The sequence below is a fragment of the Streptomyces sp. NPDC016677 genome, assembly GCF_055562815.1.
In genome coordinates this window covers 114,046-139,474 of sequence record NZ_JBVHEO010000001.1, presented here as the reverse complement: position 1 = coordinate 139,474, position 25,429 = coordinate 114,046, and the positions used below count along the sequence as shown (strand labels likewise).

The 25,429-nt window shown below is 71.2% G+C and carries 29 protein-coding genes, 1 tRNA gene and 1 riboswitch; of the genes, 10 read left to right on the top strand and 20 right to left on the bottom strand.

All coding sequences use genetic code 11. From position 1 onward, the window contains the following. Positions 1 to 11 precede the first annotated feature (11 nt). A riboswitch (guanidine-III (ykkC-III) riboswitch) is annotated at positions 12 to 77 on the bottom strand. A gap of 95 nt (positions 78 to 172) precedes the next feature. Together ACZ3IG_RS00590 and ACZ3IG_RS00585 are read right to left on the bottom strand one after the other, a co-directional pair. Next, positions 173 to 529, bottom strand: coding sequence for a GroES family chaperonin (locus ACZ3IG_RS00590; protein WP_215166495.1), 357 nt, complete (start codon positions 527 to 529; stop codon positions 173 to 175). Positions 530 to 553: 24 nt separating this feature from the next. After that, positions 554 to 883, bottom strand: a complete 330-nt coding sequence (locus tag ACZ3IG_RS00585) for a DUF3618 domain-containing protein (protein WP_467427690.1) — start codon at positions 881 to 883, stop codon at positions 554 to 556. Between the two features lie 98 nt (positions 884 to 981). On the opposite strand from ACZ3IG_RS00585, the gene bcp reads away from it, so the two are divergent. The 4 genes from bcp (at position 982) to ACZ3IG_RS00565 (ending at position 2,996) form a co-directional block, all read left to right on the top strand. After that, positions 982 to 1,449 carry a thioredoxin-dependent thiol peroxidase gene (bcp, locus tag ACZ3IG_RS00580; protein ID WP_467427688.1) on the top strand — a complete coding sequence of 156 codons (468 nt, stop codon included), beginning with the start codon at positions 982 to 984 and terminating at the stop codon, positions 1,447 to 1,449. Between the two features lie 139 nt (positions 1,450 to 1,588). Next, positions 1,589 to 2,239, top strand: coding sequence for an HNH endonuclease signature motif containing protein (locus tag ACZ3IG_RS00575; RefSeq protein ID WP_467427686.1), 651 nt, complete (start codon positions 1,589 to 1,591; stop codon positions 2,237 to 2,239). Between the two features lie 8 nt (positions 2,240 to 2,247). Then, positions 2,248 to 2,907, top strand: coding sequence for an HNH endonuclease signature motif containing protein (locus ACZ3IG_RS00570; RefSeq protein ID WP_467427685.1), 660 nt, complete (start codon positions 2,248 to 2,250; stop codon positions 2,905 to 2,907). Positions 2,908 to 2,921: 14 nt separating this feature from the next. Then, positions 2,922 to 2,996 (top strand) — tRNA-Leu (locus tag ACZ3IG_RS00565). Between the two features lie 54 nt (positions 2,997 to 3,050). Here ACZ3IG_RS00565 and rdgB read toward each other — a convergent pair. The 4 genes from rdgB to ACZ3IG_RS00545 form a co-directional block, all read right to left on the bottom strand. Further along, positions 3,051 to 3,653, bottom strand: coding sequence for an RdgB/HAM1 family non-canonical purine NTP pyrophosphatase (gene rdgB, locus ACZ3IG_RS00560; RefSeq protein WP_462707708.1), 603 nt, complete (start codon positions 3,651 to 3,653; stop codon positions 3,051 to 3,053). Between the two features lie 54 nt (positions 3,654 to 3,707). Beyond that, the gene (locus ACZ3IG_RS00555) at positions 3,708 to 4,118 is read right to left on the bottom strand and encodes a hypothetical protein (RefSeq protein WP_467427682.1); all 411 of its coding nucleotides are present in this window, start codon (positions 4,116 to 4,118) and stop codon (positions 3,708 to 3,710) included. 159 nt (positions 4,119 to 4,277) lie between these two features. Then, entirely contained in the window at positions 4,278 to 5,015 is a 738-nt protein-coding gene (gene rph, locus ACZ3IG_RS00550; RefSeq protein WP_215166488.1) for a ribonuclease PH, read from the bottom strand. A gap of 76 nt (positions 5,016 to 5,091) precedes the next feature. After that, on the bottom strand, positions 5,092 to 5,325 hold the full coding sequence (locus ACZ3IG_RS00545) for a PTS sugar transporter subunit IIB (RefSeq protein ID WP_215166487.1): 234 nt from the start codon (positions 5,323 to 5,325) through the stop codon (positions 5,092 to 5,094). Between the two features lie 218 nt (positions 5,326 to 5,543). On the opposite strand from ACZ3IG_RS00545, the gene ACZ3IG_RS00540 reads away from it, so the two are divergent. Then, positions 5,544 to 6,794, top strand: a complete 1,251-nt coding sequence (locus tag ACZ3IG_RS00540; protein WP_467427680.1) for a PTS transporter subunit EIIC — start codon at positions 5,544 to 5,546, stop codon at positions 6,792 to 6,794. Between the two features lie 63 nt (positions 6,795 to 6,857). Here the strand turns inward: ACZ3IG_RS00540 and ACZ3IG_RS00535 are convergent, their stop codons facing one another. Next, positions 6,858 to 7,610, bottom strand: a complete 753-nt coding sequence (locus tag ACZ3IG_RS00535) for an MBL fold metallo-hydrolase (protein WP_467427679.1) — start codon at positions 7,608 to 7,610, stop codon at positions 6,858 to 6,860. Positions 7,611 to 7,816: 206 nt separating this feature from the next. Here ACZ3IG_RS00535 and ACZ3IG_RS00530 point away from each other — a divergent pair, with 206 nt between their 5' ends. Beyond that, entirely contained in the window at positions 7,817 to 8,233 is a 417-nt protein-coding gene (locus ACZ3IG_RS00530; RefSeq protein ID WP_467427678.1) for a type II toxin-antitoxin system PemK/MazF family toxin, read from the top strand. Between the two features lie 4 nt (positions 8,234 to 8,237). Here ACZ3IG_RS00530 and ACZ3IG_RS00525 read toward each other — a convergent pair whose 3' ends face one another. From ACZ3IG_RS00525 to clpS, 7 genes are all read right to left on the bottom strand, one after another. Then, positions 8,238 to 9,188, bottom strand: coding sequence for a PLP-dependent cysteine synthase family protein (locus ACZ3IG_RS00525; protein WP_467427676.1), 951 nt, complete (start codon positions 9,186 to 9,188; stop codon positions 8,238 to 8,240). Between the two features lie 5 nt (positions 9,189 to 9,193). Then, complete coding sequence (locus tag ACZ3IG_RS00520) at positions 9,194 to 9,472, bottom strand: MoaD/ThiS family protein (RefSeq protein WP_215166482.1); 279 nt, start codon at positions 9,470 to 9,472, stop codon at positions 9,194 to 9,196. 89 nt (positions 9,473 to 9,561) lie between these two features. Next, on the bottom strand, positions 9,562 to 9,657 hold the full coding sequence (locus ACZ3IG_RS00515) for a putative leader peptide (RefSeq protein WP_374198371.1): 96 nt from the start codon (positions 9,655 to 9,657) through the stop codon (positions 9,562 to 9,564). A 99-nt stretch (positions 9,658 to 9,756) separates the two neighbouring features. Next, positions 9,757 to 10,179 carry a M67 family metallopeptidase gene (locus ACZ3IG_RS00510; protein ID WP_467427672.1) on the bottom strand — a complete coding sequence of 141 codons (423 nt, stop codon included), beginning with the start codon at positions 10,177 to 10,179 and terminating at the stop codon, positions 9,757 to 9,759. Between the two features lie 94 nt (positions 10,180 to 10,273). Then, the gene (locus ACZ3IG_RS00505; protein ID WP_467427671.1) at positions 10,274 to 11,725 is read right to left on the bottom strand and encodes an amino acid permease; all 1,452 of its coding nucleotides are present in this window, start codon (positions 11,723 to 11,725) and stop codon (positions 10,274 to 10,276) included. A gap of 327 nt (positions 11,726 to 12,052) precedes the next feature. After that, complete coding sequence (locus tag ACZ3IG_RS00500) at positions 12,053 to 12,661, bottom strand: DUF2017 domain-containing protein (RefSeq protein WP_467427670.1); 609 nt, start codon at positions 12,659 to 12,661, stop codon at positions 12,053 to 12,055. 53 nt (positions 12,662 to 12,714) lie between these two features. After that, positions 12,715 to 13,032 (bottom strand): ATP-dependent Clp protease adapter ClpS, encoded by a 318-nt coding sequence (clpS, locus tag ACZ3IG_RS00495; protein ID WP_467427668.1) that lies wholly within the window; start codon positions 13,030 to 13,032, stop codon positions 12,715 to 12,717. An 88-nt stretch (positions 13,033 to 13,120) separates the two neighbouring features. On the opposite strand from clpS, the gene ACZ3IG_RS00490 reads away from it, so the two are divergent. Together ACZ3IG_RS00490 and ACZ3IG_RS00485 are read left to right on the top strand one after the other, a co-directional pair. Next, positions 13,121 to 14,467 carry a nicotinate phosphoribosyltransferase gene (locus tag ACZ3IG_RS00490; RefSeq protein ID WP_467427667.1) on the top strand — a complete coding sequence of 449 codons (1,347 nt, stop codon included), beginning with the start codon at positions 13,121 to 13,123 and terminating at the stop codon, positions 14,465 to 14,467. Between the two features lie 79 nt (positions 14,468 to 14,546). Beyond that, the gene (locus tag ACZ3IG_RS00485) at positions 14,547 to 15,134 is read left to right on the top strand and encodes an isochorismatase family protein (protein ID WP_467427665.1); all 588 of its coding nucleotides are present in this window, start codon (positions 14,547 to 14,549) and stop codon (positions 15,132 to 15,134) included. Between the two features lie 4 nt (positions 15,135 to 15,138). Here the strand turns inward: ACZ3IG_RS00485 and ACZ3IG_RS00480 are convergent, their stop codons facing one another. Continuing rightward, entirely contained in the window at positions 15,139 to 15,465 is a 327-nt protein-coding gene (locus ACZ3IG_RS00480) for a hypothetical protein (protein WP_467427664.1), read from the bottom strand. Positions 15,466 to 15,587: 122 nt separating this feature from the next. Continuing rightward, positions 15,588 to 17,939 carry an immune inhibitor A domain-containing protein gene (locus ACZ3IG_RS00475; protein ID WP_467427663.1) on the bottom strand — a complete coding sequence of 784 codons (2,352 nt, stop codon included), beginning with the start codon at positions 17,937 to 17,939 and terminating at the stop codon, positions 15,588 to 15,590. A gap of 382 nt (positions 17,940 to 18,321) precedes the next feature. Between ACZ3IG_RS00475 and ACZ3IG_RS00470 the strand changes: the two genes are divergently transcribed. Next, the gene (locus ACZ3IG_RS00470; RefSeq protein ID WP_467427662.1) at positions 18,322 to 18,612 is read left to right on the top strand and encodes a hypothetical protein; all 291 of its coding nucleotides are present in this window, start codon (positions 18,322 to 18,324) and stop codon (positions 18,610 to 18,612) included. A gap of 100 nt (positions 18,613 to 18,712) precedes the next feature. Here ACZ3IG_RS00470 and ACZ3IG_RS00465 read toward each other — a convergent pair whose 3' ends face one another. The 3 genes from ACZ3IG_RS00465 to ACZ3IG_RS00455 form a co-directional block, all read right to left on the bottom strand. Then, positions 18,713 to 19,429, bottom strand: coding sequence for an RDD family protein (locus ACZ3IG_RS00465; RefSeq protein ID WP_467427661.1), 717 nt, complete (start codon positions 19,427 to 19,429; stop codon positions 18,713 to 18,715). Positions 19,430 to 19,518: 89 nt separating this feature from the next. Then, positions 19,519 to 21,099, bottom strand: a complete 1,581-nt coding sequence (locus tag ACZ3IG_RS00460) for an RDD family protein (protein ID WP_467427659.1) — start codon at positions 21,097 to 21,099, stop codon at positions 19,519 to 19,521. A gap of 154 nt (positions 21,100 to 21,253) precedes the next feature. Beyond that, complete coding sequence (locus ACZ3IG_RS00455) at positions 21,254 to 22,663, bottom strand: FAD-binding oxidoreductase (RefSeq protein ID WP_467427658.1); 1,410 nt, start codon at positions 22,661 to 22,663, stop codon at positions 21,254 to 21,256. Positions 22,664 to 22,762: 99 nt separating this feature from the next. Here ACZ3IG_RS00455 and ACZ3IG_RS00450 point away from each other — a divergent pair, with 99 nt between their 5' ends. After that, positions 22,763 to 24,160: a tetratricopeptide repeat protein gene (locus ACZ3IG_RS00450; RefSeq protein ID WP_467427656.1), complete on the top strand. Its 1,398-nt coding sequence runs from the start codon at positions 22,763 to 22,765 to the stop codon at positions 24,158 to 24,160. 82 nt (positions 24,161 to 24,242) lie between these two features. Here ACZ3IG_RS00450 and hppD read toward each other — a convergent pair whose 3' ends face one another. Next, positions 24,243 to 25,388 (bottom strand): 4-hydroxyphenylpyruvate dioxygenase, encoded by a 1,146-nt coding sequence (gene hppD / locus ACZ3IG_RS00445; protein WP_467427654.1) that lies wholly within the window; start codon positions 25,386 to 25,388, stop codon positions 24,243 to 24,245. Positions 25,389 to 25,429: the final 41 nt, after the last annotated feature.

The following is a 25,429-nucleotide window of genomic DNA, read 5'->3' as shown; positions in this document are numbered from 1 at the left end:
TACTGAACGGTGGTGCGTCGTCTTTGCGTGACCCGGTACGGCGCGTCTCGTCGGGTGGATTCCCAAGGTAGCAAAGGACATGGGGAAGGGCTGGTGACCATGGTCACCAGCCCTTCCCCATGTGTTCGGCGCGCGGTCGCAGACGCGGTCGGAGACTCAGAGATCCGGAGATTCAGAGATACAGCCCGGTGGAGTCCTCCGACCCCTCGAACCGGTCCGCCGCGACGGCGTGCAGGTCCCGCTCGCGCATCAGCACGTAGCCGACACCCCGCACCTCGACCTCGGCCCGGTCCTCGGGGTCGTAGAGCACCCGGTCCCCCGGCTCCACCGTACGGACGTTCTGCCCGACGGCGACGACCTCGGCCCAGGCCAGCCGCTTGCCGACGGCCGCGGTGGCGGGAATCAGGATGCCACCCCCGGAACGCCGCTCGCCCTCGCTGGTGTCCTGCCGCACGAGCACCCGGTCGTGCAGCATGCGGATGGGCAGCTTGTCGTCCTGGGTGCTGGGATCGTTTCTCTTGACGCTCACGGCCCCGAACCTACCTGCTCCGCCTCAGCGCCCGCGCCGCCGGGTCCCGAGGGCCACCAGGCCCACCACCCCGACGACGACGAGCGCCACGGGCACGATCCGCTCCAGCCGGGGCGAACCGTCCTCGTCCACGAACCGGCCCTTCACCTCGCTCACGGCGCGGTTGGCCTGGACGTACGCCCGCCCGAGCGTGTGGTCGATGTTCGACGCGACCTTGGCCTTCGCGTCACCCATGATCGTCTTCGGGTGCACCCGCACCCCGATCTCGTCGAGCGTCTCGGCCAGCACCTCGCGGCGGCGCTTGATGTCCGCCTCGATCTGCGCCGGGGTTCTCGTGTCCGACGTGTCCGCCACCGTACGGCCTCCGATGTGATGCTGATGCGTGCTGTTCCGGACAGTCTGTCAGCTCCGCGCCTCGCCGCACTGTCAGCACCCCCGGTTACTCTGTCCCGATGAGCGAGCGACTCCAGCCCGGGGACGTGGCCCCCGCCTTCACCCTCCAGGACGCCGACGGCAACGAGGTGTCCCTGGCCGACCACAAGGGCCGCAAGGTCATCGTCTACTTCTACCCCGCGGCCCTCACCCCCGGCTGCACGAAGCAGGCGTGCGACTTCACGGACAACCTCGACCTGCTGGCCGGCGCCGGCTACGACGTCCTCGGCATCTCCCCCGACCAGCCCGAGAAGCTGGCCAGGTTCCGCGAGACGGAATCCCTGAAGGTCACCCTCCTCGCCGACCCGGACAAGTCCGTCCTGGAGGCGTACGGCGCCTTCGGCGAGAAGAAGAACTACGGCAAGACCTATATGGGCGTCATCCGCTCCACGATCGTGGTGGACGAGGAGGGCAAGGTGGAGAAGGCCCTGTACAACGTCCGCGCGACGGGCCACGTAGCCAAGATCATCAAGGATCTGGGCATCTGAGACACCTCCCCGAGGGGCCGTACCGGGACACCACCCCGGAACGGCCCCTTCCGCATATCGAGCGTGACGGTCCGATAACCGGTTCGTTACTCCGTACGAGGCCACGAACAGGCGGCCGGACATCGGAGGGGGCGGCTCGATGGGGACCAGTACGTACACGCGGGAGCGCCTGGAGGAGGCCGCCCGGGGGGCGCGGACGCTCACGGAGGCGTTGGGGCGGTTGGGGGTGGATCCGCAGAGTAGGCAGCGGCGGTACATCTTCGACCGGATGAGGAAGCTGGGGGTGGATGTCTCGCACTTCGAGCGAGAAGGCGTGAAGTGGACGAGGGAGGTCTTGGAATCGGCGGTCGCCACGTCGGCGAGCGTCAATGACGTCTTGCGCCGACTGGGACTCGATCTGGTCGGCGGGCATCACACGCACATCTCGCGGCGGATCAAGGCTTACGGGATCGACACCTCGCACTTCACACCAGTGGTCCGCACGGAGCGGCAACGCCACAATCAGCGTCGCAGGACGGCCGAGGAGATCCTCACCGTGGACGCGTCGGACCACGCCAAGCGCGTCCCGAGCAACCGGCTCAAGCGGGCCATGCGTGAGCTCGGCGTCGAAGAACGCTGCGTTCTGTGCGGAGTCGGCCCGGTGTGGCTCGGGGAACCACTGCCCCTGGAGGTCGACCACATCGACGGCGACTGGCGGAACAACCAGATCGACAATCTACGGATGCTCTGCCCCAACTGCCACTCGACGACAGACACCTACCGAGGCCGGAGCAAGGGACGTGCCGCGTGAGCTGCGGTATGCGATACACCCGCGACCGCCTGGTCGAGGCAGCCGAGAAGTGCGCCGACATCGACGAGGTCATCGCCTTCTTCGGCGCGCGCCCCTACCGCAATCTCCGTCGGCACCTGTACAAGCGCTTCGACCATTTCGGCATCGACGTCTCACACTTCCCGCGACGGCGACGGGGCCGAAACCCCTCTCCGAAGCCTCCCCCTCACGAGTTGCGCAGCGCGGTCGCGGAGGCGGTCTCCATCGCAGGCGCCCTGAAGTCTCTGGGGCGGCCGAACAACGGCCGACTGCGCGCGCTGTTTCAGCAGTGGGTCACGGAACACGATATCGACACCTCCCACTTTCTCGGGCAAGCGCACCAACAGGGCCGGAGCAGCCCGTCGGCCAAGCGCGCAGAGGACATTCTGGTGCGAAGCGACAGCAACCGTCGAAGTACGACTTCGCTGCTGCGTCGAGCACTTCGGGAAGTCGGCGTACCCGAGCAGTGCGCCAGGTGTGGAACTGCTCCGCAGTGGCTGGGCAAGCCGATAACTCTCGAGATCGACCACGTCAACGGGGACTGGCGTGACAACCGACGGGAGAACCTCCGCCTCCTGTGCCCCAACTGCCACGCCGTCACCAGCACCTGGTGCCGAGGAGGAGGACGAGCGACCCGCGCCGCCCAGTAGAGTAGAAGCGCTGCGGGCCCGTACCCCAGCTGGCAAGAGGGCGCCGGTTTAGGTCCGGTGTGTCGTGGGTTCGAGTCCCACCGGGCCCACAGGAAAAACAGCTCTGCGCCTCCGTTTCGAAGGTGCAGAGCTGTTTTGCGGAGTCAGCCCAACAACTCCCGCACCACCGGCACCAACCCCCGGAACGCCTTCCCCCGATGGCTGATCGCGTTCTTCTCGGCGGCCGTCAGTTCCGCGCAGGTGCGGGTCTCGCCCTCCGGCTGGAGGATCGGGTCGTAGCCGAAGCCGCCCGTGCCGGACGGGGAGCGGCGCAGGACGCCCATCAGCTTGCCCTCGACGACGCGTTCCGTGCCGTCGGGGAGGGCGAGGGCCGCCGCGCAGGCGAAGTACGCGCCGCGGTGTTCGTCCGCGATGTCGGCGAGCTGGGCGAGGAGGAGGTCCAGGTTGGCCCGGTCGTCGCCGTGGCGGCCGGACCAGCGGGCGGAGAAGATGCCGGGGGCGCCGTTCATGACGTCGACGCAGAGGCCGGAGTCGTCGGCGACGGCGGGCAGGCCGGTGGCCCGGGCGAGGGCGTGGGCCTTCAGCAGGGCGTTCTCCGCGAAGGTCACCCCCGTCTCCTTCACGTCCGGGATCTCGGGGTACGCGTCGGTGCCGACCAGTTCGTGGGGGAGGCCGGCCTCCCCCAGGATGGCGCGGAGTTCGGTGATCTTTCCGGCGTTGCGGGTGGCGAGGATCAGGCGGGTCATGGGGACCAGTATTCCGGTGACCCGCCGCTGCCCTCGCATCCGCTCACCCCTCGGTCACGGCGTGCAGACCTTCGTCAGTTCGCCCGCCGCGTCCCTGACCGGGCTGATGTCGGGCGTCGCGTCGCCGTTCTCGACGGAGGTGCGGACGTTGTCCACGGCCTTGCCGAGGTCGCCCACGGCCTTGTTGACGTCGGCGTTGTCGGTCTTGTCGCCGAGCTTGTCGAGGTTCTTGTCGATGCTGTTCAGGGACTTCTCCAGCTGCGTCGGGTCGTCCGCCGCGGCCTCGACGGCCTGCTGGAGGTCGGTGACGCTGTCGGCGATGGCGTCGGCGGTCTGGACGCAGTCCAGTGCCTTGTCGACGGCGTCGCAGCCGGTGGTCAGCCCGGCCGTCAGGCCGACGGCCGCCACGGCGGCGGCGGTGGCGAGGGCGGTGCGACGACTTCGGCGTCGGCGGGTCGTGGCCATGAGAGTGCGGTCCTTCCTTACGGACAGGGCCGTGCGGCCCTCTGGGCGGTGCTGTCGCGCCGGATGTACGGCGGTGCAGCCCGTACCTCCGTATATGTGCAGGGACGCGGGGGCGGGCGGTCCAGTTGCCTGCGCGGACCGCCGTTCTTTCCGCGGTCTTTACCTTTCGAGGACCGTGTCGAGGGCCTTGCGCTGGAGGTCGGTGAGTTCGGCGCAGCCGGCGGTGGCGAGGTCGAGGAGGGTGTTGAGCTCGTCGCGGGCGAAGGGTTCGGCCTCGGCGGTGCCCTGGACCTCGACGAAGCGGCCGTCGCCGGTGCAGACGACGTTCATGTCGGTGTCGGCGCGGACGTCCTCCTCGTAGCGGAGGTCGAGCATGGGGGTGCCGTCGATGATGCCGACGGAGACGGCGGAGACCGTGCCGGTCAGCGGCTTGCGGCTGGGGCGGATCAGCTTGTTGGCCTGGCCCCAGGTGATGGCGTCGGCCAGGGCCACGTAGGCGCCGGTGATGGCGGCGGTGCGGGTGCCGCCGTCGGCCTGCAGCACGTCGCAGTCCAGGACGATCGTCGTCTCGCCGAGGGCCTTGAAGTCGATGACGGCGCGCAGGGAGCGGCCGATGAGGCGGCTGATCTCGTGGGTGCGGCCGCCGATGCGGCCCTTGACGGACTCGCGGTCGCCGCGGGTGTTGGTGGCGCGGGGCAGCATGGCGTACTCGGCGGTGACCCAGCCCTCGCCGCTGCCCTTGCGCCAGCGCGGGACGCCTTCGGTGACGGAGGCGGTGCAGAGGACTCTGGTGTCGCCGAAGGAGACGAGGACGGAGCCCTCGGCGTGCTTGCTCCAGCCGCGTTCGATGGTGACGGGGCGGAGCTGTTCGGGCGTGCGGCCGTCGATGCGTGACATGCGGACGAGCCTAGCCGTACGGGAAGAGGGTCCCTTCCGGGGCGGGAAGGGACCCTCTTCGCGCGTGCGGTGTCGGCTACATCATGTCTTCGATGTCGGCGGCGATCGGGTCCGCGTCCGTGCCGATGACGACCTGGATGGCGCTGCCCATCTTCACGACGCCGTGGGCGCCGGCGGCCTTGAGGGCGGCTTCGTCGACGAGGGAGGGGTCGTGGACCTCGGTGCGGAGGCGGGTGATGCAGCCTTCGATCTCGTCGATGTTGTCGATGCCGCCGAGCCCGGCGACGATCTTCTCAGCCTTGGTGGCCATGTTCCTTCTCCCTGATCCGAACCGCTTTGTCGCAGTAACCCACAGTCGGCCCGTCTGCGCGAGCCCGCCGACTGGTCTACACCACCCGCCCCCGGTGACCGGCGCCGGGGTGCCGCCGTACTGACGGAATCGTGGGTTCCTTATGTCACCTTCATCGTGTTAGAACAGGTCCGCACCACTGAGTGGTGTAGACCACCACCTGTGTTGGAGGAAGCACGATGAGCACCGCCACCGCCTCGGCGGCTCCCGCGAAGAAGCGGGGATCAGGCCTGTTCCAGGGCCTGCAGAAGGTCGGCCGCAGTTTGCAGCTCCCGATCGCCGTACTGCCGGCCGCGGGCATCATGGTCCGGCTCGGCCAGGACGACATCTTCGGCAAGGACGGCCTGGGCTGGGACAAGGTCGCCGCGGTCTTCAACAACGCGGGCAGCGCGCTGACCGGCTCGCTGCCGATCCTGTTCTGCATCGGTGTGGCGATCGGTTTCGCGAAGAAGGCGGACGGTTCGACCGCGCTGGCCGCGGTGGTCGGCTTCCTCGTCTACAGCAAGGTGCTCCAGGCGTTCCCGGTCACCGAGGCGGTGGTGAAGGAGGGCGCGGACACCGCGGCGACGTACAACGACCCCGGGGTGCTCGGCGGCATCATCATGGGTCTGCTGGCGGCGGTGCTGTGGCAGCGGTACCACCGCAAGAAGCTGGTGGACTGGCTGGGCTTCTTCAACGGCCGCCGGCTGGTGCCGATCATCATGGCGTTCGTCGGCATCGTGGTCGGTGTCTTCTTCGGTCTGGTCTGGGAGCCCATCGGCGAGGGCATCTCCACCTTCGGTGAGTGGATGACGGGCCTGGGCGCGGGCGGCGCGGCGCTGTTCGGCGCGGTGAACCGCGGGCTGATCCCGATCGGCATGCACCAGTTCGTCAACACGGTGGCCTGGTTCCAGCTCGGCGACTTCGAGAACGCCTCCGGTGAGATCGTGCACGGCGACATCACCCGCTTCCTGGCCGGTGACCCGTCCGCCGGCATCTTCCAGTCCGGCTTCTTCCCGATCATGATGTTCGGTCTGCCGGCCGCCGCGATCGCGATCGCGCACTGTGCCCGTCCCGAGCGCCGCAAGGCCGTGATGGGCATGATGGTCTCGCTGGCGGCGACGTCGTTCGTCACGGGTGTGACCGAGCCGATCGAGTTCTCGTTCATGTTCATCGCGCCGCTGCTGTACGTGCTGCACGCGGTGCTCACGGCGGTCTCGATGGCGGTGACGTGGGGCCTGGGGGTGCACGCCGGCTTCAACTTCTCGGCCGGGTTCATCGACTACGCGCTCAACTGGCATCTGGCGACCAAGCCCTGGCTGATCATTCCGATCGGACTGGTCTTCGCGGCGCTCTACTACGTGGTGTTCCGCTTCGCCATCGTCAAGTTCGACCTGAAGACCCCGGGCCGCGAGCCCGAGGAGGAGGTCGAGGACCTCACCAAGGCGTAGCCGCCCGCCGCGGTGCGAGGGCCCCCGGAACCGTCCTGGTTCCGGGGGCCCTCGTGCGTGGCGTCAGATCTCGTACGTCGCTCCCGGCGCCGCCACTTCCGACGGGCCGCCGTAGACGGCGCGGGCGTCGGCCAGGTTGACGCGGGGGTCGGTCCACGGCGGGATGTGGGTGAGGACGAGGCGGCGGGCGCCGGCGCGGGCGGCGCTCTCGCCGGCCTGGCGGCCGTTGAGGTGGAGGTCGGGGATGTCCTCCTTGCCGTGGGTGAAGGCGGCCTCGCACAGGAACAGGTCGGTCTCCCGGGCGAGTTCGTCGAGGACGGGGGTGACGCCCGTGTCGCCGGAGTACGTCAGTGAGCGTCCGGCGTGCTCGACGCGGACGGCGTAGGCCTCCACGGGGTGGGCGACGCGCTCGGTGTGCACGGTGAAGGGGCCGACCTCGAAGGTGGACGGCTTGACCGTGTGGAAGTCGAAGACCTCGCTCATGGAGGAGGCGGAGGGCGTGTCGGCGTAGGCGGTGGTGAGCCGGTGCTCGGTGCCCTCGGGGCCGTAGACCGGCAGGGGGGCGCAGCGGCCGCCGTCGTACCGGTAGTAGCGCGCCACGAAGTAGGCGCACATGTCGATGCAGTGGTCGGCGTGCAGATGGCTGAGGAAGATCGCGTCGAGGTCGTAGAGACCGCAGTGGCGCTGCAGCTCGCCCAGGGCGCCGTTGCCCATGTCGAGGAGCAGCCGGAAGCCGTCGGCCTCGACGAGGTAGCTCGAACAGGCCGATTCCGCGGACGGGAACGACCCCGAGCAGCCGACGACGGTGAGCTTCATGGAGCAGAAACCTCCGCTGGCGGGTGTGGAGAGACGGGGGTCGTGCGGTTCACCGAGCGTAAGGCGCAAAACCTGGGGTCGCTCCTCCGCCAGGGGCCGTTGTGGGCGAACTCACCTGCGGTGTCACCGGTTCGGCTGGAAGAGGGGGCGGTCGGGACCGTCGAGGGGGCGCGCATATGCCGCGTGCGCCGGTAACGTCGGCGGGTATGAACGCGTCCTGGTGGCTGGTGATCGCGGCGGTGGCCCTGCTGGGGCTGGTCGCGGCGCTCGTGGACGGCTGGGGCCGGGGGCACCGGCCGCCGGGGGTGCGGGCGCGGCCGCGGCCGGCGGAGATCTGGTGGGCGAACGTGCCCTACGAGGAGCGCGGGGGCGGGAAGGACCGGCCCTGCCTGGTGCTGTCGGTGCGGGGGCGGCGGGCGGTCGTCGCGAAGATCACCACCCGGTACCGGGAGGGGCGGGGCGGGGTGATCGCGCTGCCGCCGGGATCGGTGGGGGACGCGCGGGGGCGGGCGAGCTTCCTGGACACCGGTGAGCTGCGCAAGGTCCGGGTGGGCGACTTCCGGCGGCGGGTGGGGGTGGTGGACCCGGCCCTGTGGGACCAGGTCCGTCACCTCGCGTCGTAGCGGATCAGGCCCAGAGCTGGCCGTGGAGGGTCTCGATGGCCTCCTCGGTGGTGGCCGCGGTGTAGACGCCGGTGGAGAGGTACTTCCAGCCGCCGTCGGCGACGACGAAGACGACATCGGCGCTCTCGCCGGCCTTGAGCGCCTTGGTGGCGACGCCGATCGCGGCGTGCAGGGCGGCGCCGGTGGAGACGCCCGCGAAGATGCCCTCCTGGGCGAGGAGTTCGCGGGTGCGGGTGACGGCGTCGGCCGAGCCGACGGAGTAGCGGGTGGTGAGGACGGAGGCGTCGTACAGCTCGGGGACGAAGCCCTCGTCGAGGTTGCGCAGGCCGTAGACGAGGTCGTCGTAGCGGGGCTCGGCGGCGACGATCTTGACGTCCGGCCTGTGCTCGCGCAGGTAGCGGCCGACGCCCATCAGGGTGCCCGTCGTCCCGAGGCCCGCGACGAAGTGCGTGATCGACGGGAGGTCGGTGAGGATCTCCGGGCCGGTCGTGGCGTAGTGGGCGCCGGCGTTGTCGGGGTTGCCGTACTGGTAGAGCATGACCCAGTCGGGGTGCTCGGCGGCCAGTTCCTTGGCGACGCGCACGGCGGTGTTGGAGCCGCCGGCGGCCGGGGAGGCGATGATCTCGGCGCCCCACATGCCGAGCAGGTCGCGGCGTTCCTGGGAGGTGTTCTCGGGCATGACGCAGACCATGCGGTAGCCCTTGAGCTTGGCGGCCATGGCGAGCGAGATGCCGGTGTTGCCGCTGGTCGGCTCCAGGATGGTGCAGCCGGGGGTGAGCCGGCCGTCCTTCTCCGCCTGCTCGATCATGTGCAGGGCGGGCCGGTCCTTGATCGAGCCGGTGGGGTTGCGGTCCTCCAGCTTGGCCCAGATCGACACGTCGGCGGAGGGCGACAGCCGCGGCAGGCGCACCAGGGGGGTGTGGCCCACCGCGGCCAGCGGGGAGTCGTAGCGCATGGGTATCAGGCCATACCGCCGGCGACGGCCGGCAGGATCGTGACGTTGTCGCCGTCGGTGAGCTTGGTGTCGATGCCGTCGAGGAAGCGGACGTCCTCGTCGTTGAGGTAGACGTTGACGAAGCGGCGCAGCTTGCCGTCGTCGACGATGCGGGCCTGGATGCCCTGGTGGCGGGTGTCGAGGTCGGCGAACAGGTCGGCGAGGGTTGCTCCGGTGCCCTCCACCGCCTTCTGACCGTCGGTGTAGGTGCGGAGGATGGTGGGGATGCGGACCTCGATGGCCATGGCTCAGGGCTCCTGTCGGAAGTGTCGTGGGTTTCGGAGGGCGCGCGTCAGCACGCCGCGGCTCACGGCCGTACGGCGGCAGGGCGGGGTCAACAGATGGCGCTGGCGAGCCTGCACAGGTCGACGTGCAGCCGCGCCACGAGCAGCGTGCCCGGCGTCTTCGTGCTCACGTCGTGGGAAACCATGCGGTCATCGTATCGATTCCCGGTCCGGGTTCTGGAAGGTGATCTCACCCTTCGGACGATGTTCATCCGCAGTGCGAGAAGCCCGGGAATCCACCCAGATCAGTAGCTGTCGACGACCTTCACTTCCTCCTCCGTGACCTCGCCCTCCACGATGCGGAAGGAGCGGAACTGGAAGTCGCCGGCGCCGTCGGTGTCGGCGGTGGAGACCAGGACGTAGTGGGCGCCGGGCTCGCCCGCGTACGAGATGTCGGTGCGCGAGGGGTAGGCCTCGGTGGCCGTGTGGGAGTGGTAGATCACCACCGGTTCCTCGTCGCGGTCGTCCATCTCGCGGTAGAGCTTGAGCAGGTCCTGGGAGTCGAACTCGTAGAACGTGGGCGAGCGAGCGGCGTTCAGCATCGGGATGAACCGCTCGGGGCGGCCGGCGCCGACGGGGCCCGCGATCACGCCGCACGCCTCGTCGGGGTGGTCCTCGCGGGAGTGGGCCACGATCTGGTCGTACAGCGTCTGGGTGATGGTCAGCATGAGAAGCAGGATAAGCAGAGGGCCGCCCCGTACCGATGGGTGGTACGGGACGGCCCATATGCCGGACAGCAGCCGTATCGGCAGGCGGACGGGGTCAGCCGACCTTCTCGAACTCCGGCTCTCCGCCGCGCTCGCCGCCCCGCTGGGTGACCTCGGGGTTGCGGCTCTTGAGCAGCGCCCAGCCGATGCCGAGGGCGACGGCCCAGCCGGCCATCACGTACAGGCAGACGCGGGCGTCGGCGTCCATCGCGATCAGGACGGTGACGAAGAGCAGGAAGGCGATGGCGATGTAGGAGCAGACCGAGCCGCCGGGGGCCGGGAAGGAGGAGGCGGGCAGGCGGCCCGCGACGACCTGGCGGCGGTAGAGGACGTGGCTGATCAGGATCATCAGCCAGGTCCAGATGCCGGCGGCGGTGGCGACCGAGGTGACGTAGCCGAACGCCTTCTCCGGGACGATGTAGTTCAGGACCACGCCGATGCCCATGAAGATCACCGAGACGCCGATGCCGATGGCCGGGGTCTTGGTCGACGACAGCCGGTTGAAGACCCTCGGGGCCTCACCGTTGTCCGCGAGGGTGCGCAGCATGCGGCCCGTGGAGTACATGCCGGAGTTGCAGGACGACAGGGCGGCGGTGAGCACGACGAAGTTGACGATGCCGGCGCCGGCCGGGATGCCGATGACCGCGAAGGCCTTCACGAAGGGGCTGACGCCCTCGGCGAACTCGGTCCACTTGACCACGGCCAGGATGACGGTGAGGGCGCCGACGTAGAAGAGGGCGATGCGCCAGGGCAGGGTGTTGATCGCCTTGGGGAGGGTCTTCTCCGGGTTCTCCGACTCGCCGGCGGTGACGCCGACCAGTTCGACCGCGAGGTAGGCGAACATGACGCCCTGGAGGGTCATCAGGGACGAGCCGATGCCCTTGGGGAAGAAGCCGTCGAACTCCCACAGGTTGGAGACGGCCGCGGTGTCGCCGGCCTGGCTGAAGCCCAGGGTGAGGACGCCGATGCCGATCACGATCATGCCGATGATGGCGGTGACCTTGACCATCGAGAACCAGAACTCGATCTCGCCGAAGAGCTTCACCGAGATCAGGTTGGCGACGAACAGCAGGACCAGGAAGACGAGGGCGGAGACCCACTGCGGGATGTCCGGGAACCAGTAGTGGATGTAGATGGCGGCGGCGGTCAGCTCCGCCATGCCGGTGACCACCCACATCAGCCAGTACGTCCAGCCGGTGAAGTAGCCGAAGAAGGGGCCGAGGAATTCACGCGAGTACTCGGCGAAGGAGCCGGAGACCGGGCGGTAGAGCAGCAGTTCGCCCAGGGCCCGCATGATGAAGAAGATGATCAGGCCCGCGAGGGCGTACATGAGGATGAGGCTGGGGCCGGCCTTGGCGATGTTGGCCCCGGCGCCCAGGAAGAGGCCGACGCCGATGGCGCCGCCGATCGCGATCATCTGGACCTGGCGGCTGCCGAGCCCGCGCTCGTAGCCCTCCTCGGGGGCCTGGTCGGGGCCCTTGTCCGTGTCGACCTTCGCTGAGGTCATGTGTGGTGCGCCTTTCTCCACAACCGACCCGGGCCCTCTCGGTGGCCGCGGACCGGATCTCGATCCCCCCGGATACTGGAGCTGAGCGGGCCTGACGTCCCGCTCGTGCCTGGCCGGCGATCCGCCGGCTCGGTGGCGCACCCGGTCGACATTCGGGTGGTGTCGGCCGGGCGATCGTGAAGATTTACCACGACTGCCTCGGGGACCACAGGAGCGCTCTGTGACACACGCCACGATTAAATGGCGGAAAAAGGGCACCTAAGGGTGCACAGCAGGGCGCCAAGGTGACGGGATCGTTATCCGGATGCGAGGCCCCACTGAACGGGTTCAGGGCATGAGCGTGGCGACCAGCGTCTCCTGGAGCCCGCCCAGCCACAGGTACGCCATCACCATCGGCTTGCGCGGGTCCGAGTCCGGGAGGCGGTAGAGCAGGTCGGTGTCGTCCTCGTCGGCGATGTCCAGCCGGGAGCCGATGGCCAGGCGCAGGTCGTTCAGACAGCTCAGCCACTGCCGGGACTCGTCCGGCGACAGCTTCAGCACCGCGCCGCCCTCCCCGGCCCAGGCGGAGGCCAGGGCGTCCAGGGAGCGGACCACCGCCAGCGCGTTCTCCCGTTTGCCGGCCCTGAGGTCGTTCTCGGTGAACCGGCGGAACTCCGCGGAGTGCGCCCGCTGCTCCTCGGCCTCGGCGGCCTGCGGGGTGGCCTCGGGGTCGATGTAGGCGTCCGGGAACAGGCGCCTGAGCACCGGGTCGGCGGGCGGCTCGCTGGGGCCCTCGGCGAAGAGGTCGGCGAGCGGGTCGTCGGGCGCGTCCCCGCCGGGTCCGGGGCCGATCAGCTCCAGGAGCTGCACGGCCAGCGACCGGATGATGGAGATCTCGACGTCGTCGAGGGCGACGGCCGCGCCGCCGCCGGGGAGCGGTTCGAATTGTCCTGGCATGAAGGCGTGTCAGCTACTTCCCGGTCCTGGCTGCTTCTGTCCGGCGCCGCCGGCTACTTCCGGTCCTGCTGGAGGGTGGCCCACAGGCCGTAGCCGTGCATGGCCTGCACATCGCGTTCCATCTCCTCGCGGCTGCCGCTGGAGACGACCGCCCGGCCCTGGTGGTGGACGTCGAGCATGAGCTTGGTGGCCTTGTCCTTGGAGTAGCCGAAGTACGTCTGGAAGACGTAGGTCACATAGCTCATGAGGTTGACCGGGTCGTTGTGGACGATGGTGACCCAGGGGACGTCCGGCTCGGGCACGGCGAAGGCTTCTTCGGCCGGGTCGGTGCGTTCGATCTCTACGGGAGCGGGTGACGTCACATCACCCATGCTGCCACCGCAGGGGGGCGGTCGCACAAACGGGCCTGTGACGCGGATCAAAATCGTCAGACTGACGAAATGGGGGTACGATTCCGCCATGAACACAGCGGACCTCGGGCTGCCGGTCGACGTTCCCTCGACGGCGCTCTTCACGGACCAGTACGAGCTGACGATGCTGCGGGCCGCCCTGGCGGCGGGCACGGCCGGGCGCCGCAGCGTGTTCGAGGTCTTCACCCGGCGGCTGCCGGACGGGCGCCGGTACGGCGTGGTGGCCGGCACCGGGCGGGTCCTCGACGCCGTCGAGAACTTCCGCTTCGACACCGGCGTCCTCGACTTCCTGCGGGAGCGGGAGATCGTCGACGAGCCGACCCTGGCCTGGCTCGCGGACTACCGCTTCAGCGGCGACATCTGGGGCTACCCGGAGGGCGAGGTGTACTTCCCGGGCTCGCCGATCATGCGGGTGGAGGGCAGCTTCGCCGAGTGCGTGCTGCTGGAGACCGTGATCCTGTCCATCCTCAACCACGACTCGGCGATCGCCGCCGCGGCCTCCCGGATGGCCTCCGCGGCCGGGGACCGCCCGCTGATCGAGATGGGCGCCCGGCGCACCCACGAGCTGGCCGCCGTGGCCGCCGCCCGCGCCGCCTACGTCGGCGGCTTCGCCACCACCTCCGACCTGGCCGCCGGCTTCCGCTACGGCATCCCGACCGTCGGCACCTCGGCGCACGCCTTCACGCTGCTGCACGACAGTGAGCGGGACGCCTTCCGGGCCCAGGTGGACTCCCTCGGCTCGGGCACGACGCTGCTGGTGGACACGTACGACGTGGCCGAGGCGGTCCGCACCGCCGTGCAGGTGGCCGGTGGGGGGCTCGGCGCGGTGCGCATCGACTCCGGCGACCTGCTGCTGGTCGCGCACCGGGTGCGGCAGCAGCTGGACGAGCTGGGCGCCACGGAGACGAAGATCGTCGTCACCTCCGACCTGGACGAGTACGCCATCGCCTCGCTGGCGGCGGCGCCCGTGGACGCCTACGGGGTCGGCACCCAGCTGGTGACCGGCTCCGGGCACCCGACCGCGTCCATGGTCTACAAGCTGGTCGCCCGCGCCGAGTCCGACGACCCGAAGGCACCGCTGGTGCCGGTGGCGAAGAAGTCCAGCGGCGGCAAGACCTCCGTGGGGGGACGCAAGTGGGCCGCGCGCCGGCTGGACGCGGACGGGTACGCCGAGGCGGAGGTGGTCGGCACCGGTCCGGTGCCCGCCGCGCTGGCCGGCCGGCAGCTCCTGGTCGAGCTGGTCAAGGGCGGCGCGGTGGTCGCCCGCGAGCCGCTGGAGGTGGCCCGGGACCGGCACGCGGCGGCCCGCGCCGCCCTGCCGCTGTCCGCCACCCAGCTGTCCCGGGGGGAACCCGTGATTCCGACGGAGTACGCCGCCGAGGGCTCGGGTAGCTAGAGCGAGTGCGCAGCGAGACTTCCGGCGGATCCCCGCCCACCCCAGTGATCGCCGTTCCGACAGCCGAAGGACACCGACCATGCGCCGCGCCTTGATCGTCGTAGACGTGCAGAACGACTTCTGCGAGGGCGGCAGCCTCGCCGTCGCCGGAGGTGCCGACGTGGCCGCCGCCGTCACCGAGCTGATCGGGCAGGCGCCGGCCGGGTACCGCCATGTGGTGGCCACCCGGGACCACCACATCGCGCCCGGCGGCCACTTCGCCGACCAGCCCGACTACGAGCACACCTGGCCCCCGCACTGCGTCGCCGGGACGGAGGGCGTGGGCTTCCACCCGAACTTCGCCCCCGCCGTCGCCTCCGGCGCGGTCGACGCCGTCTTCAGCAAGGGGGCGTACGCGGCGGCCTACAGCGGCTTCGAGGGCGCCGACGAGAACGGCGTGCGGCTCGGGGACTGGCTGCGCGACCGGGAGATCGACGAGGTCGACGTGGTCGGCATCGCCACCGACCACTGCGTCCGGGCCACCGCGCTGGACGCCGTACGGGAGGGCTTCCGTACGCAGGTGCTGCTCGACCTGACCGCCGGGGTGGCCGCCGCGACCACCGAGCGGGCGCTGCGGGAGCTGCGGGAGGCGGGCGTGGAGCTGTCCGGGAAGCCCGTCGTGCGGTGAGCCGTCACATCGGGGCGGTCGAGGGTCTGAGCAGCGCCCGGATGGGGTGCCACAGCTCCTGGACCCGCTCAGGGCCGCGGGCGGCGGTCTCCGTCGGGGCCGTGCGCCACACCAGGCCGTCCGGGTGGTGCAGTACGGCGGTGATCTCGTCGGGGGTCGGCGGGGCGGCGTTGCCCCGCAGGTAGACGGCGCGCAGGCCGAGGTTGCGCAGCCTGGTCAGGGCGCGCGCCCGGTTGCCGGCGTGGACGAGGACGCGGACGGCGGGGCTCGGCAGGTTCAGCGCCACCACCACGGTGCCGTTCGGCAGCTTGCAGAAGCCTCCTGTGGCCATGCGGTCATACCCCCGTACCAGCCGGTGTCAATAAGAGAACCACACCACGCACCTAAACACGGATCGGCGGCGCCCCGCCAGAGGGTCGCCGCCGATCATGCTCTGACCTGCGAGAACGTGGATTATTTCACCGCGGGGCCGACTTCCAGCTCGATCGTGGAGCCGTCGCGGGCCTCCTTGGTGATCTTGATCTTGGTGTTGGTGTCAGTGACCCGGACGCCGCCGGTCGGGTTCGACTCGTCGTAGTAGTCGCCGGTGTGATCGTTGAAGACCGGCACCCCCCGCGCGGACGGGACGCGGGTGACGACGTCCGCGTTGTGCAGGGTGAGGGCGTCGGTGCGGTAGGTGCTGAAGGGCGAGTCGTACGCCTGGAACCGGTTGCGCATCAGCGTGCCGTCGGACCACTTCAGGGCCGTGGGGTGCGCGTCGACGGGGAGGATGAGGCCGGTGCCCGGGTGGACGCTGGTGTTGTCGTCCGCCTGGGAGGTGTCCCACTTCCAGATCAACAGGCCGTTCTGGTACGGGAAGTGCTCCACCCAGTCCGGACGGGTCGTGGAGAAGCCGAAGTTGTACGGGCCCGTCCGCAACGTCGTGTCGTAGGAGACGTACTGGCGGTTCTCCGCGATGTAGTACTGCGCGTACGCCTTGGTGAAGGACGCGCCGACGCGGGAGAAGCCGGTGGCGGCCCAGGCCGCGTCCGCGGTCTCGGCGTCGTCGCCGAACAGGGTCGCGCCGTCGGCCGTGACCGTGATCTCGTCGGCGGTGAAGCCCTTCTGCGCCACGCCGCCGTCGGTCTGGTAGCGGAAGCGGATGTCGATCTGCCGGCCGGCGTAGGCGTCGAGGGAGTACGCCAGTTCCCGGTGGGCGTCGACCGAGCCGGTGAGCGCCGGCTTGTCGCTGCCGTCGCGCGGGATCGCCTGGCCGTCGGCGGTGCCGTCGAGGGGCGTCCAGGAGGCGCCGGCGTCGGTGGAGACCTCGGTGTAGAGGTAGTCGTAGCCGGACTCGATGTCCCACCAGCCGTCGAGGGTGAGTTCGGCGGAGGTCCTGCCGGTGAGGTCGACGGTGCGGGTGAGGGTGTTGCGCAGGTCGTCGCCGCTGCCGCTCCACCACTGGCTCGCGCCCTCGGCGGGCTGGACGACCTCGGTGGTGACGGTCTTGTCGGGCAGGGTGACGATCAGCGCCTGGTCGTTCCTGGTGTTGTACTCCGCGACGCCCAGCCTGTGCCGGGACGTGGTGCCGGCCTCGGCGGTGGTGTAGTCGAGCCAGCCGAGCTGGAGCTTGTCCCAGGCGTTCATGTCGCCGGGCAGGTCACCGATGGCGTCCTCGCCCCGGCCGAGCCAGGAGCCGGAGGACATCAGCGTCCAGAAACCGGTGGAGTTCTCGCCGCCGGCCGTGTCGTACTCGTCGGGCAGGCCGAGGTCGTGGCCGTACTCGTGGGCGAAGACGCCCAGGCCGCCGTTCTCCGGCTGGATGGTGTAGTCGCCGACCCACAGGCCGGTGCCGCCGATCTCGGTGCCGCCGAGCTTGTTGCCGGCCGGGCCGGTGGAGCCGGCGTCGGTGCCGAAGGCGTACCAGCGGTGCGCCCAGATCGCGTCCTCGCCCTGCGCGCCGCCGCCGGCCGACTCGTCCTCGCCGGCGTGCACCAGCTGGAAGTGGTCGATGTAGCCGTCGGGTTCGTTGAAGTCGCCGTCGCCGTCGAAGTCGTAGCGGTCCCAGAGGTCGTACTCGGAGAGGTCCGCCTTGATCTCCGCGGCCGAGCGGCCCGCGGCCTCCTGGCCGGCGACCCAGGCGGCGACGCCGTCCTGGACCGCGTTCCAGGCGCAGGTGTCGCAGTCGTTGGAGCCGTAACGGGCCTCGTTGTAGGGGACCTTGACCCAGTCGGTGACCTCGCCGTCGACTGAGTACCGGCCCGAGGACTGCTTCTCGTAGTACTTCTTCAGCGACTCGGTGCCCGCGCCGGTGCCGAAGTACAGGTCCTCGTAGTGCTGCTGGTCGTAGTCCGCCAGCCAGTCGGTGCTGTTGTCGACGGAGCGGTCCGGCTCGGCGATCCGGTTGTGCAGCGGGCCGGGGGTGCCGCCGTAGCGGCTGTCGACCTGATCGCCGAACTCGACCAGGACGGTGAAGATCTTGTCGGTCTTCTCCCGCCCCAGTTCCACGTACTTGGTGTCGCCCTTCTTGCCCTTGAGGGCGACGACCTTGGAACCGTCGCGGTCCCTGGCGGTGGCGTCACCGGATATCAGCTGGTTCAGGGCCTCTTGGCGCTGCGCCCGCTGCGTCTTGCTGAGCGGGCCGTCGAGGTCGTGCTCCCGCTGCTTCGTGGGCTGCGGGTCGTGCCGGTCGACGGCGGCGGGCCGGGCGGACGGGGCCTCCTCGGCCGCCGCGGCCGTGGAGAGCGTGGCGGTGGCGGCGGCGAGCGCTACGGCTGTCGCGGTCACCCGGAACGTCCAGGGTCTGGTCCAGGGTCTGCTGGTCACTTGAGATCCTCCCCCGCGTCCGCGTGCGGTGCACTCGTGTTCAACGCGTGTAGTCAAGTGACGACATTCGACTAGAGGTTCGGAAGAAAAGACAGATCTTGACTTGGACAGGTCAAGAGCGTTATGCGGATGCGCGATCCGGTTAACGGACACGTGGGGGAAATGGCGGAGAAACCTGACAGGCGCGTATGACTGTCCACTTGGTGGACGCCATGACACCGTGCGCCCCCCGTGCTGCGCACTGTAGGTCAGGTCACGCTTACCGTTCGTTCCCCTCGGGCATGCGACCGATTAGAGTCGTCTGGCGGAACGCTTGGGAGTCGGCGGAAAGCCAGGCCGACCGCCCGTCTCACCCCCGAGATCACTCCTTTTCGAGGACACGATGGCCATGCCCCGTCCGACTGTCGCACAGTTCGCCTACGGTTCCCTCACCGTGATCCTCTCGACGTTCGCCATGCTGCTGCTGTCGCAGACGACCTCCGCCGGGTGGATCGCCGTCGTCGCCGTCGTGGCGCTCGCCCTGGGACTGCTGGTGGCGATGACCGTACCGACGCCCACGCCGCGTACGGTCGCCGTCCACCGGCCGGCCGCCACGACCGCCGCCGCCGACGCGGCGCCGGTCCCCGTGGCGTCCCGCGCCGCCGGCGAGGCGGTGGGCCAGCGCGCGGCCTGAGGCACACGATCGCGTGACATGTCTGTGGGGCGGCCTCAGGGCCGCCCCACAGACATGTCACGGGTTCCGGGCAGGTGTTCGGCGGGCGTTCGGCGAGTGCTCAGCGGGTGCTGACCACGACCGTCTTGGCCGCCTTGTCGTGCAGGCCCTGCTTGTAGGGCCGGTCGAAGAAGCTCCAGCCGCCGCAGATGATCGTCCACACGCAGGCGCAGCAGAACGCGAACGGGACCCACAGCACCGCCGCGCGGATCAGCGAACTCTGCGTCGAGGGCGTGGACCCGTTGTCCAGGTTCGCGACCCGCAGGCCGAGCCACTTCTTGCCGAGCGTCTGCCCCGTCGCGCCGATCAGGAAGGTGTCGTAGGCGACGTAGAGCACGGCGGCGATCACCGACTGCCAGATGGAGTTGCCGACCCCGACCTGGTCGCTGTCCACGTCGTAGTTCTGGACGTCGAAGGCCCAGGTGAGCAGCCAGACCACGAGGCCGACGAGGATCATGTCGATGATGCGGGCGAGGACGCGCTTGCCGCTGTCGGCGAGCGGCGGCATCCCGGCGAGCGGGTCGGCGGGGGCACCGCCGTAGGGGCCGCCGCCGTAAGGGCCTCCGCCATGGGGGCCGCCGCCGTAAGGGCCGCCGCCATAGGGGCCGCCGCCACCGCCGTAGGGAGGAGGCTGACCGCCGCCGGGCGGGGGCGGGTTGTCGTACGGGGAGCCCGTGCCGCCCGCGCCAGGACCGGTCCCGGACGGCGGGGGCTGCTTCCTGAACGGGTCGTCTTCCGGCGGCTGCCGGCCGGGGCCGGGAGGCGGTTCACTGCTCATGGCCCGAGTGGACCGCGAACCCCCGGGCGGCGCATCCGGCGAGCGGCCGTCCGGGCGACGGAATTCCGTACGGCGTTCGACGCGGGACGTCAGCCCGCGACGAACGTACGCGCGGCCTTGTCGTGCCAGCACTGGTGCCACGGCCGGTCGAACAGACACCACAGGACGCCGACGACCCCGATGGCCAGCAGGCCCGGGACGCTGTAGACGAGCCAGCGGCGCAGGGCCGCGCCGAACGACGGCGGCTCGTGCGCCTCGATGTCCCGCACCTCCAGGCCGAGCAGCTTCTTGCCCAGCGTGCGGCCCCACTTGGCGGTGGGCAGCGCCTCGTAGACGACGCCGAACAGGAGGAGGACGGCGAGGACGATCCCGAGGTACACGGAGGTCATGCCGTCCAGCAGCCACACGGTGACGGTCTCGCCGGAGAGCTTCGCCTCGTCGATCTTGCCGTTGATGTGGTCGGCGGCCCTCATGCCGAGCGGTACGCCGGGTGCGGCGGTGACGGCGGCCAGCACGACGGTGTCCAGCAGCCGGGCGGCCAGTCGCTTGCCGAGCCCGGCGGGGCGGGCGGCGGCCTGGCGGCGGGCGGCGGCCTGGAAGATGTCCTCGGCGGGCGGGCGCCAGGGCGCCACGGGCTGCTCCTCGCCCCCGGCTCCGGCGAGTTGGTGCACCTGCTGGGCCCACGAGGACTGTCCGCCGCCGGGGCCGGAGGTCAGGGGGGCCTGCGGGGCCTGGGGGGCCTGCGGGGCGGGCGGGGTCTGGGCGGCGTGCGGGGCCGCCGGCGTGGGCGCCGGGGCGGGAGCAGAGGCAGCGGGTGCCGGGGACTGGGCGGCGGGTGCCGGGGACTGGGCCGGGACGGTGCCCGGGGTCAGCTGGGGGCCGAACGGGGCCGTCGGGGGCTGGCGGTGGGCGGGGGTCTGCTGGGCGGGGAGGGGCTGATGGGGCGCCGGGGCCGGCTGGGCGGCGGGGCCCTGGTGCGCGGCGGGGGCGCCCGTGCCGGGGATGTCGCGGGGCGCGGCCGGGGCCTGGGCCTGGGACGGGTCCGGGCGTCGGGGGGCGCCCGGGGAGACCGCCCGGAACTTCATCGTGCCCGGGTCGTCGTCACCCCCGGGGGCGGCGGCCGGTCCCCGCGCGGGCGCCGGCTGCCGTCCGGCGGCGGCGGCGCCGGGGCGCCGGAACAGGACCGTGCCGTCGGACTCCTCACCGGGCCCGCCGACCGGCGCGGTCGCCGTACCGTCCCTGCCCGGACCGTCCACGGGGGCCGACGGCCGGGGCACCCTCGGATCGGTCCCCTGCGGGGACGGCCAGGCGGGCTGCCGCTCCTGACCGGTGCCGGGGCCGGGGCCCGCCTGGCGGGCGGGGTCGGCGCCCCAGGCCGAGGCGGCCTCGGGGCGGCTGCCGTGCTGGTCCGCCCGCGTCGAGGCGACCGGGGCGGGCTCGTCGGCCGGGTCCTCGTCGAAGAAGTGCGGGCCGGTCTCCTCCACCGAGGGGCCGGCGGGCCGCACGCCGGGCGGCGGGGCGAGCGGTTCGCCGTCCCCGGGCGCCGGGCGGCTGGTGCCCGGCACCCAGGAGGCACCGTTCCAGTACCGGACATATCCAGGAATGGACGGGTCCGGGTAATACCCTTCGCGGGGCTTGTCGTCGCCCGGGGCCGGGGTTGGGGCGCTCATGTCCGTCGTCCCGTATCTGCTCGGTGGTGGTATGGAGGGGTCCACATCTATCAGACCGGCGCATCCCGCACCGCCGGTCCCGCCCTTCCCACCCCTTTCCGGGCGATCTCACGCAAGGGCTTCACACCCGTCCGGGAGGAACCCGGTGCTCTCGTCAGAAGAGCTTGCCGGGGTTGAGGATGCCCAGCGGGTCGAAGGTCTGTTTGACCGCCCGCTGCATCTCCAGGCCCACCGGGCCGAGTTCGCGGGCGAGCCACTCCTTCTTCAGGACCCCGACGCCGTGTTCGCCGGTGATGGTGCCGCCGAGTTCCAGGCCGAGGGCCATGATCTCGTCGAAGGACGCGCGGGCGCGGCGGGACTCGTCGGGGTCGGCGGCGTCGAAGCAGACCGTGGGGTGGGTGTTGCCGTCGCCGGCGTGGGCGCAGACGCCGATGGTCAGGCGGTGCTTCCCGGCGATCCGCTCGACGCCGTCGAGGAGGTCGCCGAGCCGGGAGCGGGGCACGCACACGTCGTCGATCATCGTGGTGCCCTTGACCGCTTCGAGGGCGGTGAGCGACAGCCGCCGCGCCTGGAGCAGCAGTTCCGACTCGGCGGCGTCGTCGGCGGGGACCACCTGGGTGGCCCCGGCGGCCTCGCACAGCGCGCCGACGGCGGCGAGGTCGCCGGCCGCGCCGGGGGTGTCGAAGGCGGCGAGGAGGAGGGCCTCGGTGGTCTCCGGCAGTCCCATGCGGGCCATGTCGTTGACGGCCTTGACGGTCGTACGGTCCATCAGTTCGAGGAGGGAGGGGACGTGTCCGCCCTCCATGATCCGGCACACGGCGTCGCAGGCGGCGCCCGCCGAGGCGAACTCGGCGGCCAGCACGAGCTGCGCGGGCGGCTTGGGGCGCAGGGCGAGGACGGCGCGGACGACGATGCCGAGGGAGCCCTCGGAGCCGACGAAGAGGCGGGTGAGGTCGTACCCGGCGACGCCCTTGGCGGTGCGGCGGCCGGTCCTCAGGAGGCGGCCGTCGGCGAGGACGACGTCGAGACCGAGGACGTACTCGGCGGTCACCCCGTACTTGACGCAGCACAGGCCGCCGGAGGCGGTGCCGATGTTGCCGCCGATGGTGCACATCTCCCAGCTGGAGGGGTCGGGCGGGTAGGCGAGGCCGTGCTCCTCGACCGCGCGGGAGAGGGCGGCGTTGACGACGCCGGGCTCGACGACGGCGATCCGGTCGACCGGGTTGATCTCCAGGACGCGGTCCATCTTCGTCAGGGAGAGCACGATCCAGCCGTCGTGGGCGTTGGCGCCGCCGGACAGTCCGGTGCGGGCGCCCTGCGGGACGACGGGGACGCGCAGCTCGGTGGCGACCCGCATGACGTGCTGGACCTCTTCGACGGTGCGCGGCAGGACGACGGCGGCGGGGGTGCCGGCCGGGCAGAAGCTCGCCATGTCGTGGGCGTAGGAGGCCGTGACGTCGGGGTCGGCGAGGACGGCGTCGGCGGGCAGCGCGCCGAGCAGCCGGTCGAGGAGGCTGCCCGTCACCGCGGTCTCTTCGTCGTGACGCGCTTCGATACCGGTCATGATCCTCAGGGTGGCACCGGGGGCCATCGGTGTGAACCCCGCGGGCACCGCCCTTCGCCTGCGCGGGTGTCCTGACCGTACGGGCGCACAGTGTGCGGTATGACAATCCGACTTAAGCGGCGTCGGGCCGGGTGGCGGCGGTGGCTGATCGCCTCGGTGGCCGGGTGCGCCGTACTCGGCGTCGCGCCGTCCCTGCTGCCGGGAGAGCTGTGGCCGCCGGACCCGGTCGCGGCGCCGGGGCCGGCCGCCCTGGCGCGGGGCGCGGTGGCCGCCGGGGCACCGGCCGCGCTGCCCGGTCTGGCGGTGCTGATCGGCGAGCGGGAGGCCCATCTGCGGGCGCACCCGCTGGACGCGCGGTCGTGGGCGGTGCTCGGGGCCGCCTACACCGAGCAGGGGCGGCGGACGGCGGACCCCGCGCGCTTCCCGAAGGCGGAGGCGGCGCTGCGCACCGCGCTGCGGCTGGAGAAGTCGCCCGCCGCCCTGGAGGGGCTGGCCGCGCTGGCGGTGGCGCGACGGGACTTCCCCGGGGCGAAGCGGTGGGGGGAGGCGGCGCGGCGGCTGGCGCCGAAGCGGTGGACCACGCAGGCGGTGCTGATCGACGCGTACACCGGGCTCGGCGACCACAAGGCGGTGGGGCGGGCCCTGGAGCGGCTCGTGAAGCTGCGGCCGGGCGCGGCGGCGGTGCGGGCGCGCAAGGCGGCCGTCTACCGGGACCGGGGCTGGCGGGAGGACGCGGTGGCGCAGATCACCGACGCGGTGGCGGTGGCCCGGACACCGGCCGAGCGGGCGGCGTACCTGGAACAGGCCGGGCGGCTGGCGTTCGAGCGCGGGGAGCGGGAGGAGGCGCTGCGGTACTTCCGGGAGGCGCTGCGCACCGATCCCGACCAGCGGGCCGCGCAGGCCGGGCAGGGGCGTGCGCTGGCGGCGCTGGGGCGCACTGCGGAAGCGCTCACGGCGTACCAGGCGGCGCTGGACCGGCAGCCGCGCCCCGAGGACGCGCTGGAGCTGGGCGAGCTGTACGAGTCGCTGGGGCTGGAGCGGGCCGCGCGGGTCCAGTACGGCCTGCTGCGGGAACGGGTGCGGGTCGCCGCCGCGGGCGGGGCGGACGAGGAACTGGTGCTGGGGCGGTTCGAGGCGGCGCACGGGGACCCGGCGGCGGCCGTGCGGCGGCTGCGGGCCGAGTGGCGGCGGCAGCCGTCCACCGCCGTGGCGGACGCGCTGGGGTGGGCGCTGTACCGGGACGGGCGGGCCGGGGAGGCGCTGGCGTACGCGGTGCGGGCGACGGACGGGGAGCGCGGGGGCGGGGTGCGGAGTGCGGCGTACGTGTATCACCGGGGGCTGATCGAGCGGGAGGCCGGGCGGTACGGGGCGGCTCGGCGGCACCTTCAGGAGGCGTTGCGGATCAATCCGTGGTTCTCGCCGCTGGACGCGCCTCGCCTGCGGCGGGCGCTGGCGGAGTTGGGCGAGCCCTCTGTGGAGAGCCCGCCCGCGGGGTAGCGCGGTTGTCGGTCGTCTGCCGCCGCGTCGTGGCAGGTCGCGCAGTTCCCCGCGCCCCTCTGGGGCGCTTCTCCCGGGGCGTTCAGAGGTTGCCGCGCTTCTCCTGTTCCCGCTCGATCGCCTCGAACAGGGCCTTGAAGTTGCCCTTGCCGAAGCCCATGGAGCCGTGGCGTTCGATGAGTTCGAAGAAGACGGTCGGGCGGTCCTGGACCGGCTTGGTGAAGATCTGGAGCAGGTAACCGTCCTCGTCGCGGTCGACCAGGATCTTCAGCTCGCGCAGCACGTCCACGGGGACGCGGGTCTCGCCCGCCCACTCGCCGAGGGTGTCGTAGTAGGAGTCGGGCGTGTCCAGGAACTGGACGCCGTTCGCCTTCATGGTGCGCACGGTGCGGACGATGTCGTTGGTGCTGAGCGCGATGTGCTGGACGCCCGCGCCGCCGTAGAACTCCAGGTACTCGTCGATCTGGGACTTCTTCCTGGCGACGGCGGGCTCGTTGATCGGGAACTTGACCTTGAGGGTGCCGTCGGCGACCACCTTGGACATCAGGGCGCTGTACTCGGTGGCGATGTCGTCGCCCACGAACTCCTTCATGTTCGTGAAGCCCATGACCCGGTGGTAGAAGCCGACCCATTCGTTCATGCGGCCGAGTTCGACGTTGCCGACGCAGTGGTCGACGGCCTGGAAGGTGCGGGCGGCGGGCGGCTCGACGACCGGGTCGGCGGCGGCGTAGCCGGGGAGGTAGGGGCCGTCGTAGCCGGTGCGCTCGACCAGGGTGTGGCGGGTCTCGCCGTAGGTGGCGATGGCGGCGAGGACGACCGTGCCGTGCTCGTCCTCGGCCTCGTACGGCTCGGCGAGCGAGCGGGCGCCGTGCTCGACGGCGTAGGCGTGCGCGGCGCGGGCGTCGGGGACCTCGATGGCGAGGTCGATGACGCCGTCGCCGTGCTCGGCCACGTGCGCCGCGAGGAAGCGGCCGTGGTCGGTGGACGGTTTGATGACGGAGGTGAACACGAAGCGGGCGGAGCCGTTCTCCAGGACGTACGAGGCGGTCTCGCGGCTGCCGTTCTCCGGTCCGGAGTAGGCGACCAGCTTCATGCCGAAGGCGGTGGAGTAGTAGTGCGCCGCCTGCTTGGCGTTGCCCACGGCGAAGACGACCGCGTCCATTCCCTTGACCGGGAAGGGGTCGGCCTGCCGGGCGGTGTCGGGAGTGCGAGGTGTGGTCTGCGTCATAGTCGCAGGGTCCTCCGGGTCCGCAAGGTGCGCAATAGTTC